Origin of the sequence: Terrisporobacter muris, assembly GCF_024621905.1 — a bacterium.
GTDB classification, from domain to species: domain Bacteria; phylum Bacillota; class Clostridia; order Peptostreptococcales; family Peptostreptococcaceae; genus Terrisporobacter; species Terrisporobacter muris.
Map to the genome: position 1 here is coordinate 1 of NZ_JANKBY010000078.1, position 13060 is coordinate 13060.

12 protein-coding genes are annotated in these 13060 nt (G+C 29.3%); 2 read left to right on the top strand and 10 right to left on the bottom strand.

Going from position 1 to position 13060, the window contains the following annotated elements:
- Positions 1 to 207: 207 nt before the first annotated feature.
- The gene (locus tag NSA58_RS08235) at positions 208 to 891 is read left to right on the top strand and encodes a GntR family transcriptional regulator (protein WP_039678760.1); all 684 of its coding nucleotides are present in this window, start codon (positions 208 to 210) and stop codon (positions 889 to 891) included.
- Positions 892 to 989: 98 nt separating this feature from the next.
- Here NSA58_RS08235 and citG read toward each other — a convergent pair whose 3' ends face one another.
- From citG to citD, 7 genes are all read right to left on the bottom strand, one after another.
- Positions 990 to 2345: a triphosphoribosyl-dephospho-CoA synthase CitG gene (gene citG / locus NSA58_RS08240; protein ID WP_039678761.1), complete on the bottom strand. Its 1356-nt coding sequence runs from the start codon at positions 2343 to 2345 to the stop codon at positions 990 to 992.
- A 28-nt stretch (positions 2346 to 2373) separates the two neighbouring features.
- Positions 2374 to 3390 (bottom strand): [citrate (pro-3S)-lyase] ligase, encoded by a 1017-nt coding sequence (citC, locus tag NSA58_RS08245; RefSeq protein WP_039678762.1) that lies wholly within the window; start codon positions 3388 to 3390, stop codon positions 2374 to 2376.
- Positions 3391 to 3410: 20 nt separating this feature from the next.
- The gene (locus tag NSA58_RS08250) at positions 3411 to 3620 is read right to left on the bottom strand and encodes a hypothetical protein (protein ID WP_039678763.1); all 210 of its coding nucleotides are present in this window, start codon (positions 3618 to 3620) and stop codon (positions 3411 to 3413) included.
- Between the two features lie 116 nt (positions 3621 to 3736).
- Positions 3737 to 5092 (bottom strand): citrate/sodium symporter CitS, encoded by a 1356-nt coding sequence (gene citS, locus NSA58_RS08255; protein WP_052232881.1) that lies wholly within the window; start codon positions 5090 to 5092, stop codon positions 3737 to 3739.
- 207 nt (positions 5093 to 5299) lie between these two features.
- Positions 5300 to 6847: a citrate lyase subunit alpha gene (gene citF / locus NSA58_RS08260; protein WP_039678764.1), complete on the bottom strand. Its 1548-nt coding sequence runs from the start codon at positions 6845 to 6847 to the stop codon at positions 5300 to 5302.
- 1 nt (position 6848) lies between these two features.
- Positions 6849 to 7751, bottom strand: a complete 903-nt coding sequence (locus NSA58_RS08265) for an aldolase/citrate lyase family protein (protein WP_039678765.1) — start codon at positions 7749 to 7751, stop codon at positions 6849 to 6851.
- 11 nt (positions 7752 to 7762) lie between these two features.
- Positions 7763 to 8050, bottom strand: coding sequence for a citrate lyase acyl carrier protein (citD, locus tag NSA58_RS08270; RefSeq protein WP_039678766.1), 288 nt, complete (start codon positions 8048 to 8050; stop codon positions 7763 to 7765).
- A gap of 280 nt (positions 8051 to 8330) precedes the next feature.
- Here citD and NSA58_RS08275 point away from each other — a divergent pair, with 280 nt between their 5' ends.
- Positions 8331 to 9260, top strand: a complete 930-nt coding sequence (locus tag NSA58_RS08275; protein WP_074429700.1) for a LysR family transcriptional regulator — start codon at positions 8331 to 8333, stop codon at positions 9258 to 9260.
- Between the two features lie 224 nt (positions 9261 to 9484).
- Here the strand turns inward: NSA58_RS08275 and NSA58_RS08280 are convergent, their stop codons facing one another.
- The 3 genes from NSA58_RS08280 to NSA58_RS08290 form a co-directional block, all read right to left on the bottom strand.
- Positions 9485 to 10726, bottom strand: coding sequence for a DUF1015 domain-containing protein (locus NSA58_RS08280; RefSeq protein WP_039678768.1), 1242 nt, complete (start codon positions 10724 to 10726; stop codon positions 9485 to 9487).
- A 60-nt stretch (positions 10727 to 10786) separates the two neighbouring features.
- Complete coding sequence (locus NSA58_RS08285) at positions 10787 to 11737, bottom strand: D-2-hydroxyacid dehydrogenase (RefSeq protein ID WP_074080032.1); 951 nt, start codon at positions 11735 to 11737, stop codon at positions 10787 to 10789.
- Between the two features lie 213 nt (positions 11738 to 11950).
- Positions 11951 to 13021, bottom strand: a complete 1071-nt coding sequence (locus NSA58_RS08290) for a pyridoxal-phosphate-dependent aminotransferase family protein (protein WP_039678770.1) — start codon at positions 13019 to 13021, stop codon at positions 11951 to 11953.
- Positions 13022 to 13060 lie beyond the last annotated feature (39 nt).

Below are 13060 nucleotides of genomic sequence, written 5' to 3' on the forward strand. Positions count from 1 at the left end.
AATCGTTAAAATTTAAATTAATTTTTATGTATTAAAGCTATATATTATGCATATGTTAACCTCCATTTATTAATGGATATAAACTAGAATTCACACAAACATTCTCATTTTCTAGTATAAGTTGGTAATAGTTCGATTCTCATATAAAATCGTTTACCCAACTAAAATTATATTGCAGTATATATATTTATTTGAAAGGAAACAGTTATGAAAAATTGGATGGATGAATTTGTATATAATACTGATTTATCACAAAATAGACCTATAAAAGATGTAGTTTATGAAAGCATAAGAAAAACATTAATTGAGCATAAAGTTCCTGTAGGAGAACGCTTCATAGAAAAAGAATACTCTGACCGACTTAATATAAGTAGAACTCCTGTTAGAGAATCTCTAAAACAACTGGAAGTCGAAGGTTTAGTAAAATATGTTCCTAGACTAGGTGTTGTTGTTAATAGAATAACTAGAGAAGATGTTATAGAAATTTATAAAATAAGAAGTTCTCTAGAGTTACTTGTAGCCACAGAAGCTATGAAGCATATTACTCAATCAGATGTGGATAGAATCACAAAATTATTAGATGATACGCAAAAGGAGAGCTTAGAAAATAATATTGATGAGGTAGTAAAATTATTCAGCGAATTTAATTCTCAGCTTTATAATTTAAGCAAAATGAAAATTTTACCTAATATGATATCTAATTTAAATAATTATCTTCATAGATTTAGAACTATCTCTATTGAAGATCCTGTAAGAAGAGAAAGAGCAATACTAGAACATAGACAAATTATAAAATCTATAGTTGAGCGCGATAGAGACTTGTCAGAAATGATAATCAAAAAACATTTATATGATTCATTGGATGTTGTTTTACAAGAAATCAATAAATAATATTTATCTAATCATTACTTTAGAATTTAAATTCATGTGGATGTAAAAATCCCATTGTAGATTTTGTTAATCTACAATGGGATTTTTATATTTATGATTTAAAACATTAACTTTTTCACATTAAGTAGAAGTATACTTATAGCAAGTAAATCTGCACAGCCCCCAGGGCTTATATTTTTTTCTATATAAATCTCTTCCAGCTCTTCACACCTTTTCTTACCAGCATCAGTGAATACTCCACCCAGGTTTAATAATTCTTTAGCATCTAATTGTACCTTCCTTAATGTATTTATATCATGTCTATAAACTATTGTACTATCTTCAACTCTTGACATTAACTCTATTAATATTTGAGTATATAGATCATTTTCCTTTAGTTCACTATAACTATACTTCTCTATTATATTGTCAAATAATACAGCAAGACCATCTTTAATTTGTCCTCTTATCCCTGTAAATCCATATTCTAAATATAGTTTTTCTCCGTGAGTTAAACATTCTTTTTTATTCAATTCTTTAAAATCATCTAAGATATCTTTAACCATAAGTTTTATTATAGATTGTATTTCACTAAATTTCATATCTTCATACAATACTTTTCCCATAGCAGCTATTGTAATTCCCATTAAAAATATCATACCCTTATGAGTATTAATATTATTTGTTGCTTCAAACATTTTTTCTTCGCATGTTTTTCCAGTGTTTCTAATAGCATCAAATATATATTCCGGATTATGATAGCTATACCCTATTTTAAACATTTCTTTTAAGTAAGGTGTTATAGCCAATGCACTATCTAAAAAAGTATAGTAATCCATATCTTTATGTGAGCCAGAACTAATTGGAGATACTAACCCAAAGGATGGAAAAGTAGATACTTCACTTATCATTGATTTAAGTGCTATTTGTGATACTTCATATGATAAAAGCTCAGTTTTTTTTTCTACTTTTTTATACTTTTTATATACATCTTCAAAATAAACTTTTATTTCTTCTATACTATGAGTTTGAGCTCTGGAGCAAATTTTTGCATCTAATTCACATATAAAACATCTTCTTGGCTTTTTAAACAGATCAGCTCTAGATATGCCTATTACCTTTTCATTTTTCATAGCATATACATCTATGTCTAGACATCTACCTAATATGTGTTCTTCTTCTATATTTATCATTATTTTCTTTACATTTACAAAGTCTAAATCAAATAATAAATGCGCTATTATGCCCTCTTTATTTTTATATTTATGTTTAAAAACTATATATTTTCCATAATAAGTTTCTATATCATTATAAATAATATTAACAATATCATCAGTTATATAGTTTGATTTTTCTATTCCAGGATAATTTATTCTAATTGTAACTAGAGTTTTATCTCTATTTTCTTTTAGTAATTGTTCTTGATAAGATACTCTTTTATCTCTATCAAATAAAAATTCTGCTATTAATTCCATATTGTCTTAGGTAAAATATAAACTATTATTATAGTTGATTTATTACCAATTCACCTTCCTTACTAAGTAAAAAATCAAAGCTTGCTTTAGGTAGTAAGTTTTTTACTTTTTCTATATTACCTTCTTTTAATAATTTTCTAACTCTAGATGCACTGATAACATCTTCTTGTGCTTCTTTTCTGCTTATACGTTTAACTTCCACATTGTATTTTGGCAATATTTCTTCCATGCTTTCATTATAAGTATTTGTTACTTCACAATGAGGTTCCGTACCTACATATCTTATAGTTATATTAAATTTAGGTACAAAATATTTTCCAAATATATTACAATCTAATTTTGTATATTCTTTTAATGCATCATCATTTTTCTTTAAGAAATAATTTGGGAAAGTTGCTGATGATATTACATACTCTCCTGCTGGTATCACAGTTACGTTTTTTAAATCTTTTGTTCCTTCTTTTATAAGTTTATATCTTGTTTTAAAAGGGAAAACGGATTTATCTTCTTCTACTACAAATATTATTACATTTTCATTTTCTTTTGCTGCTGTTTCTACTATGTATCTATGACCCAAAGTAAATGGATTACAATTCATAACTAAAGCAGCATATTCTTTACTATCATCTATATTATAATCATTTTTCAATTTCTCTAAAGATGAATTTATATTTTTATTTCCACTTTCTAATAAACTTACTTTATTTGTTGTAAATATATTTTTATATCCTAAACCTTCAAATAAAAATTGGTTTTCTGGTTTTGTAAATATAAAACTGTGATATCTACCTTCTAAGAATAATTTCTCTGTTACTTTTGATATTAGGTTATTAGATAAACCTAATCCTTGATAATTTTCATTTATAGCAAAACATTTTAATACGTTTTCTTTTTTAGAACATGTTGCTATAATATCATCATTTTCTCTTATTACCACAGTGTAATCAACATCTTCATATTTTAAGCTAAATTTTTCTAAAAATTTACATACTTCTTTAGTTTCATACTTTGATTTTAGATTTATACTTTCTACATTATAATACATGATCTACACCGTCCTTAATTTTATACTCCAAATATTCTGTTTATAAATACAAATACTAATAGCGCTACAATTAAAAGTACATACATCATAAACTGATCTTTATTAGTAGCTGCCACATATTTTTTCTTTTTATTGGTAAAATCACTAGCTTCTTTAAACATTCCTTCTTCTCTTATTTCTTCTAATAACTCTTTATTAGTTTTTCTAGCTTTTTTATTTTTCTTGCTCATATTACACCCCTATAGTCATAAATTAAGCGAAAAAGGTATTGTGAAGTACAATACCCTTTTCTATCTAAAAATGTTTTCTTATTATATTATTTTAAAATTTAAACCCCAAGTAAGTATTAAGCAAAAATACCGAATACTACTGATGCTATTATAAGCATTAATCCTCCACCTAAACGAGAAGATATTTGTGCAAATGATATAAGTTCCATTCTTTTAGCTGCTCCAAGAACTGCTAAATCTCCTGAACCACCTCTATTTGCCATGCAAAGCCCTGCTGTTATAGCAGTTTCTATTGGATAGAATCCAACTAACCAACCTACTAAACCAGATCCTATTATAGCTCCAAAAACTATGAAAGCAGCTATTAATACATTTCCGAAAGTGAATGCAGCTATTAGCTCACCTAAGTCAGTTAAAGCTATACCAACACCACACATTATAACTAGTAAGAATTGTTTAGAGAAGTATCCTTGTAATTTATTAGCTCCAACTCTTAATTCCGCTGGTATTACACCTGTAACATTAGCAGCTGCAACTAATAGAACCATCCAAGCAAATCTATGTATGTCTAATTTTACAACTGAACCAAATACTTCAAATTGAGGTATAACTATAACTTTAGATAATATATTACCTGCAACATAGAATGCACAAGCTAATATTAAACCACAAGCTATATCTCTTTGAGTTACTTTTACTTCTTCTTTATCTTCTAACTTAGATAAATCTTCAGCATTTCTTATTAACTCACCATTACCAGTTAATTTTTTACCGAATTTTAATTCCCCAATTTTGTTTAATACTCCAGCTGACATGATAGCAATTATATTAGCTATTGTTAATATTGATAAACCAAATGATAACCATTGTGCTGGATCATTTCCAGTCGCTTTAGCGTATATATCTGCCATTGGTATAGCACCTGCACCAGTACCACCCCCCATTATAGGTAATACATATTTAGTTGCTATATCACTTGGAGAAACTCCTACTAACATACCACCAGCAATTCCTAAAACAATAGCTCCTACTATACCTGCTAATATTGCTGGTAAGTATCCCGCGAAAGCTTTTAATAATAATTTTCTGTTAACTGATAATATAGAACCTGTTATAAGTACTGCTATAAATAAATCTAAGAAATCTGTAGTATCCATGAATATTTGTACAGTTTCTATTGTTGCTTCTGGTATTATACCTTTATAAACTAAAAACGCAGATCCTAAGAATGCAAGTATAGACCCACCACCTATGTAAGTATTCCATATTGGTATTCTGTCACCTATCCATCCTAAAATTATACCTAGAGTATAAAGTATAGCAAATGCTCCTACTGTATTATTTGGTAAATAACCACCAAACATAGCTAATAATGCAATTCCTGCTACTGCCGCAAATACATACCAAGCCATACCGAAAATTTTCAGAGTTTCTTTATTAACCCTTTCTTGTGTTGCCGTCATTGTTGCCATTTTCGTGTTTCTCCCATCTTCTAATATAATTATTATAATATTTCTGTAAAGCTAAAACTTTAGCCAACATACAAAACATAAAAATCCTTTTCCCACCATTGTAGGTGCTAAGGAAAGTTGATTAAGTTGATTAAGTTATTAATTTTTATCTTAATAACTTAATCATTTTTTAATTAATATATGTTAAGGAAATCATTCTCTAACTTCTTATTTAACTTTTTTTATAGTATCTATGATACTTCCATCTCTATATTCAACTACTGCTACTACCTCATCAGTAAACTCTATATCTTTTGGAGTTCCAAGAAGTCTTGTAGCCATAGCTCTTGCTTCCTCCATTGTTAACATTTGGATTCTAGCTTTAGAGAATCTCTCTATTAAGTCTGTTCTAGTTGGATTAACTATTACACCATAGTCAGTAACAACTACGTCTACTGTACTTCCTGGAGTTACAACTGTAGTTACTTTATCTATTATTGTAGATAATCTACCTCTTGTAAGCGGTGCTGTAAGTATAGACATTTTAGCCATTGCAGCTGTATCACTATGTCCCCCAGATGCAGCTCTTATTACACCATCAGAACCAGATATAACGTTAACATTGAAATCTGTATCTATTTCTAAGGCTGATAATATAACGAAGTCTAATTTATTTACTGCTGCACTTTTATTTCCTATTGAAGCATAGAAATCTGCACTTACTTCAACATGCTTTTCATTTCTTCCTACAGATTCAGCTGCAGTTAAATCGAAACTTTGTGTATCGAATAATTGATCAACTAATCCATTTTCTAATAAATCAACCATTGGTGCAGTTATTCCACCAAGTGCATAACTTAATTTTATATCTCTTTTTAATATCTCATCTTTAACAAATCTAGTAACAGCAAGTGCTGCTCCACCAGAACCTGTTTGCATTGAGAATCCATCTACAAATAATCCAGAAGCTTTCATTACTTCAACAACCCTTTTAGCCATTAATAACTCTTTTGGGTTATTTGTAAATCTAGTAGCTCCAGACATTATTCCTGAAGGATCACCAACCTCATCCACTACACATACATAGTCAACTTGAGTTTGTGGTATACTTTGTGGGAAGTTTGGATATGGAACTAATGTATCAGTCACAACTACAACTTTTTTAGCATGAGCTGCATCAACTTTAGCGTATCCCATAGATCCACATATTGATTTTCCTTTAACTCCATTTGCATTTCCCATGCAGTCAGCAGATGAAGCTGCTAAAAATGCAACATCTATTTTTAGGTCACCTGAAGTTATAGCTCTTGCTCTACCTCCATGAGAACGTATAACAGCTGGGTATTCAAGCACACCTTCAGAAACAGCTTGAGCTAATTTACCTCTAAGTCCTGAAGTTTCTATTCTATTTACAACACCATTTTCTATATGAGCAACAAGTCCATTATGAGCACTTGTTAATGATGACGCTGCTATTCTTAGATTTTTTATCCCCATTTCAGCTAATATATCAACAACTTGCATTAAAAGTTTGTCACCAGCTCTAAAGTGGTGGTGAAAAGATATTGTCATTCCATCTTTTATTTCACATTTTTCTATAGCTTCTCTTAGAGAAGATACTAATTTATCTCTTCTTACTTGTTCTTTTATGTTAGAACTATCACTATTTACTTTATCATCTCCAGTTAATGAAGAATATGGAGCATTGTAAGCTTGTCTATTTTCGTAACCTTTTATGTTTTTTAACATCTCTGCGTTTACTCTTTTAGTTTGCATATTAATTTTCACCTCCAACTATAACACCAGCAGCTTCAGCCAACTGTAATACTCTTTGAGCTCTTTCTATTATTGGTTTGTCTACCATTTTTCCGTCTACAGTGAATACACCTAAGTTTTGTTTTAGAGCTTCAGCAGTTGCATCTACTATTTTTTGTGCTTTAGCTATTTCTTTTTCACTTGGAGTGAATACATCGTGTATAAGTTCAACTTGTCTTGGATGTATAAGTGATTTCCCACCGAATCCCATTCTTTTTATTAAGTTAGCTTCTTTTAAAAATCCTTCATCGTTGTTTACATCAGCATAAACTGTATCTAATACTTCAAGACCACAAGCTCTACCTGCCATAGCTATCATTCCTCTAGCAACATATAACTCATCTCCTTCTGGAGTTCTTGTAGTTTTCATGCTTGTTACAAAATCTTCTCCACTTAGCGCCATACCTATCAATCTCTTGGTAGGTGACTTAGCTATATTGAAACAATTCATAACACCTAAAGCAGTTTCTATAGCAACCATTATTTTAGTGCTACCAACTTCCATTCCACATTCTTTTTCTATTTTTTCTATCTCTGCATCAACAGTCATAACATCTTCTACAGATTCTGTCATAGGTATTCTTATAACTTCAACTCCTGCACTTACTACAGCAGCTAAGTCTTGTTGCCAGAACTCTGTAGCAAGACCATTTATACGAACTACAGTTTCTATACCTAACTCTTTATAGTAGCTTCCAAAGTTTTTTAGCATGTTATGTAATAAAAATCTTGCAGAATCCTTTTCAGTTATTGCTATAGCATCCTCTAAGTCAAACATAACTGAATCTGGTTTATATATGTGAACATCTCTTATTACACCAGGATTATTACCAGGCACAAATAACATCGAACGTCTTAGTTTCATCTTTTTTCCCCCTACATCCATTTGTAATCATTAGATTTTGCAGAACGATATACTGCAGTTTGAACCCTACTCTTTATTACTGCATCTATTGCGCCTTTATCATTTGCAAATATTTTTGCATCTTTTACATCTAACTCTTGTAACGTTTTCATCATTACATCTATTATTTGATCACCAAACTGATTTTTAACTACACTTTCAAGTTCTATCACTATGCCATTATTTTCATTTGGTTCTATTATAACTTGTATATCACTTGATTCTAGTGTACCAGCATTTGCTATTTCTAATAATTTCATATACTGTGCTCCTCCGTTTTATTTTGGAAATGTATTATCTGTCCAATTCAATAACCATTATATATTCTTATTTTTTTATATTCAATAAAATTCAACAGTAATAAATATGTGAAATATGGTGTAAGCATTTATTTTTCAACATTTCCTCCAGGTGTTCTTTTGATGTTCTTCTACATTTTTCGCATCTTTTTTATTAATTTTTATGCTTTATTCACGTATCTATTTCTATGTTATAATAAATAATATATAAATATTTAACTCTAAATATAAGGAGCTTTTTATGAGTTTTAAAAAACTAAAATACATTATAACTATCGCCGAATGTAGAAGTATTTCTAAGGCAGCTTGTGAACTTTTTATATCACAACCTTCACTTAGTAGCATACTTTCTAATATGGAAAAGGATTTAGGAGTTTCCCTTTTCGATAGAAGTACCAATCCAATATCTCTTACTTATGCTGGTGAAAAATACGTAGAAACAGCAAAAAAAATACTTAGTTTGGAAAGTAATCTAAAGAAGGAACTTATCGACATTTCTACTATGAAAAAGGGTAAGATAACAATTGGTATCCCCTCCGTTAGAGGTACTCATGTATTACCATTAATATTACCTAAATTTAAAAAAGAATATCCTGGCATAGATATTCATGTTATTGAGGGGGATTCTAATTATTTAGAAGAATGCCTTTTATCTGGTAAAGTTGATTTGGTTTTAACATCTTTACCAAGTACTGATAAAAGGATTACTTGTGAGCTTTTGTATGAAGAAAAGATTATGCTTGCATGCAAAAAAGGTTATCTTAATTCACAACATTTGCTCGATATAAATTCAAATATAGTTAATTTAAATAGCCTTAAAGATGTAGATTTTATACTTACTAAAAAAAATCATAGAATCAGAAAACTTACAGAATATCTTTTTGATTTATTTAATTTCAAACCAAAAATTATTTTAGAGACTTCTAATACTGCTACGGCTTTTAGATTAGCAACATCTGGAATTGGAGTTTGTTTTGTTTCTGAAATGATATTAAATACTACGAAACCTATGAATGAATTTGATTTATTTAATATAGAAAATTCTCCAGTAAAATGGAATATTTCTATTTCATATTTGAATAGTTCTTACCTAAGTAATGTGGAAAGATCTTTTATTGATTTTGCTAAAACAGTATTAAAAGAAAATGCTAAAAATAATTCAATAATCTAATAAAAAATTTGATTCACTCGAACTACTATGTGAGCAATTCACTTTAGATATATAAGTTGCTTGAGTAACATTTTTTCATTTAAATATGTTTGAGTTTATAACCTATCCATAAACTAGGTAAATTATAAATTTCTTTAATCAAAAAACAGAAGTATAATTATTATACTTCTGTTTTTTTGTTAATTTTATTTGCTTTTTCTTCTTTATGCAACCAATAGTTTATACTAATTTAATTCATGTAAGAAAAGTCCACATCTTACCTTTGGTTCGAACCAAGTAGATTTCGCTGGCATAATCTTATTATCATCTGCCACAGAAATTAATTCCTCTATGTGTGTTGGGTGCATTAAAAATCCAACTTGCATATCATCATCTACTCTTCTTTCTATTTCTTCCGCTCCTCTAATTCCCCCAATAAAATCAATTCTCTTATCTACTCTTGGATTTTTTATTCCCAGTATCTCATCCAAAATATGATTTTGTAGTATAGAAATATCTAGAGTTTCAACTACATCTTCACCTTCTAAGTACTCTTTCCCAAATTCTATTTCATACCACTTATTATTTAAGTACATTCCAACTTTCCCCTTTTGAGCTGGTTTGTAATTTTTCTTCACTTCTCTAACAATAAATTTTTCTTTTACTTTATTTAAAAATTCCTCTTCAGTAAATCCATTTAAATCTTTTACAACTCTGTTATAATCCATAACTTTTAAGTTATTATCTGGAGCTATCATAGCTGTATAATAGTTAAATTCTTCTTCTCCAGTATAGTTTGGATTTTTTCTTCTTTCTTCCAAAGCTATATTTTCTGCTGCTGCACATCTATGATGACCATCAGCTATATATAAATTATCTATCTTAGCAAATTCATTTATTAAGTCTATTATATCTCTTTCTTTTTCAACTTTCCAGATAGTATGAATAACATCATCTTCTGTTTTGAAGTCATATATTGGGGTCATAAAATAAACATAATAATCTATTATTTTTTCTATTTCTTCTTGATTTTTATAAGTTAAAAGTACAGTTCCTGTGTTTGCATTACAGTATTTTATATGATTAGTTCTATCTAATTCTTTATCTGGTTTAGTGTACTCATGTTTTTTTACTACTCCATTTATGTTGTCATCAACTGCTACACAAGCAACTATACCAGTTTGAGATCTATCATTCACTATTTCTCTGTAAATATAAATTGCGTCTTGTTGATCTTTTACAAATACATTATTTTGCATAAACTTATCTAAATTTTCTTTAGCTTTTAAATATACTTGTTCATCATGTTCATTTATATTATCATCTAAATCTATTTCTGCTCTATCTATGTGTAAATAAGAATATTTATTGTCCTTTGCTATTTTTTTAGCCTCTTCTCTATTCATCACATCATAAGGTAGTTCTGCCACCATCTTTACATATTCATTTGCAGGTCTCACTGCTCTAAAAGGTTTTATATTTGCCATTGTTCTTCCTCCCCAGTATTATAAAATTAAATTTATATATTCGTTTATTAATATCTATTCTTATAGTGCAATTTTCATATCATCATCAATTATTTCTTCTTCTACTAAAAAGTTATATATTATTTTTATAATCTCTTTATTTATTCTTTCTTGTGCTTCTACTGTAGAAGCTCCAAGATGAGGTGTTGGAGAAACCATCGGATGATTTACAAGTTCTAAGTTGACTTTTGGCTCTTCTTCATAAACATCTAAAGCGGCTGCCTCAACTTTTCCACTATCTAATGCTTTTATTAAAGCTTCCTCACAAACTAGTCCACCTCTAGCATGATTGATAAAATAAACTCTATCTTTCATCATATTGAACTCTTTTTCACCTATTAAATATCCTTGATTTCTCTCCAAAGGAATATGAATAGTTAAGAAATCTGCATTTTTTAATACTTCTTCAAAAGTACAGAAAGTATAATCATTACAACACTTCATTTCTCCAAGTATGTCGTAATATATTACATTCATTCCTAGTGCATGAGCCATTTTTGCAACAGTTTTTCCAATTCTACCAAGGCCTATAATTCCAAGTGTTTTTCCATGTATTTCAGTCCCTACATATTGTTTTTTGTTCCACTGACCATCTCTCATAGTTATATTTGAAATATTTATAAATCTTGATAAAGTTATTATCTGACCTATTGTAAGTTCTGCTACAGATCTCGTGCTGGCATTAGGAGTATTCATAACTTTGATGCCCTTTTTATTTGCATATTCAACATCTATATTATCAAGTCCTACACCACTTCTAATTATTAGTTTTAAAGTATTGCCTTCACATGCTTTATCTATAATTTCTTTAGTTATCACATTTTTTGAACGAATAACTAGTATATCTTTATCTTTTAATTTTTCGCCAAGTTCCAAACCATCATAAAATTTATGTTCAACATCTATATTAAACTTTCTCAAGTTATTAATAGCATTTCTGTTCATTCCATCTGTTACTAATATCTTACACATATTGATTACCTCCAAAAACTCACTGCGTTCGTGACGCCAACGAGATTTCTTCACTAGCGCTTCAGAAAACTCCGTTGCTTAAAATTCACTTCGCCTGAGCTTTACCCTTCTAATTTTTAACCTCATAAATATCAAGAAATTTCTCAATATTCAAATTATTATTTTGAAATTAAAATTTTGTACAACAAATAACACAAATTAAAATTTTTAATATTAAAATCCTAGAATTTCATTAATATTAATTAATAATTCATTTACATCTTGTACTGTATAATCGCCCATGTGAGAAATTCTAAATGTTTTCTCCTTAAGGTCTCCATATCCATTGGCTATTAAAAAGCCTCTTTCCTGTAATTTTTCATTGAGATTTGATACACTGATTCCTTGTGTGTTTTCGATAACGGTAAGGGTATTAGACAAATAATTTACATCGGTAAAAATTTGGAAGTGTTCCTGAGCCCATTTTCTAACTAGATTTGCCATTTCTTCATGACGTCTAAATCTGTTATCTAGGCCTTCTTTTAAGATTTTTTCAAGTTGGAAATTTAAAGCGAACATATGTGAAAGGGAAGGTGTTGAAGGGTATTGATAATTTTTATTATTGATGTACTCATAGATAGCGAGTAAATCAAAATAATAACCCCGATTAGGTACTTTTTCTGCTCTTTTCTTTGCCTTTTCTGAGAAGGTGCAAAGAGACATTCCTGGTGGTAATCCTAAAGCCTTTTGTAGCGAAGTTAAACAAATATCTATATTTGATTCATCTACTTCGATTTTTATACCACCTGCTGAACTAACAGCATCTACACAATAAACAACATCATCATATTTTTTAATTACTTCTCCAATTTCTTTGATTGGATTAGCAATTCCCGTTGAGGTCTCATTATGAGTTACCATGACTGTATCATATTTATTCGTAGATAATACCTTATCAACCATTTCTGGCTCAATAGCTTTTCCTAATTCGACTTTAAATAAATCTGCTGGAACACCATTTAATACACCCATCTTGTGCCATCTATTTCCAAATGAACCACAGGACAGTACTGCTGCTCTCTTTAATGTACAGGAGCGAATGGAGCCTTCCATTAGGCCACTACCGGAGGATGTTGATAATAAAATATTATTTTTTGTATAGAATAAATCTTGAAGTTTTTCTGTTATAGCTTCTTGTAAAGCTGATGCTTCACTTCCTCTATGACTTATAACTTGGTTAGCCATTTGTACTAAAACATCTTCACTTACATCTATTGGTCCTGGTATAAATAGTTTTTTGCTCATAATTTTACCTCCTTTCTTATTTATTGAAATAAATTAATT

Excerpts from the sequence above, each read along its gene's own strand:
- NSA58_RS08235 (WP_039678760.1), top strand. The coding sequence starts at position 208 with ATGAAAAATTGGATGGATGAATTTGTATATAATACTGATTTATCACAA.
- citG (WP_039678761.1), bottom strand. The coding sequence starts at position 2,345 with ATGGAATTAATAGCAGAATTTTTATTTGATAGAGATAAAAGAGTATCT.
- citC (WP_039678762.1), bottom strand. The coding sequence starts at position 3,390 with ATGTATTATAATGTAGAAAGTATAAATCTAAAATCAAAGTATGAAACT.
- NSA58_RS08250 (WP_039678763.1), bottom strand. The coding sequence starts at position 3,620 with ATGAGCAAGAAAAATAAAAAAGCTAGAAAAACTAATAAAGAGTTATTA.
- citS (WP_052232881.1), bottom strand. The coding sequence starts at position 5,092 with ATGGCAACAATGACGGCAACACAAGAAAGGGTTAATAAAGAAACTCTG.
- citF (WP_039678764.1), bottom strand. The coding sequence starts at position 6,847 with ATGCAAACTAAAAGAGTAAACGCAGAGATGTTAAAAAACATAAAAGGT.
- NSA58_RS08265 (WP_039678765.1), bottom strand. The coding sequence starts at position 7,751 with ATGAAACTAAGACGTTCGATGTTATTTGTGCCTGGTAATAATCCTGGT.
- citD (WP_039678766.1), bottom strand. The coding sequence starts at position 8,050 with ATGAAATTATTAGAAATAGCAAATGCTGGTACACTAGAATCAAGTGAT.
- NSA58_RS08275 (WP_074429700.1), top strand. The coding sequence starts at position 8,331 with ATGAGTTTTAAAAAACTAAAATACATTATAACTATCGCCGAATGTAGA.
- NSA58_RS08280 (WP_039678768.1), bottom strand. The coding sequence starts at position 10,726 with ATGGCAAATATAAAACCTTTTAGAGCAGTGAGACCTGCAAATGAATAT.
- NSA58_RS08285 (WP_074080032.1), bottom strand. The coding sequence starts at position 11,737 with ATGTGTAAGATATTAGTAACAGATGGAATGAACAGAAATGCTATTAAT.
- NSA58_RS08290 (WP_039678770.1), bottom strand. The coding sequence starts at position 13,021 with ATGAGCAAAAAACTATTTATACCAGGACCAATAGATGTAAGTGAAGAT.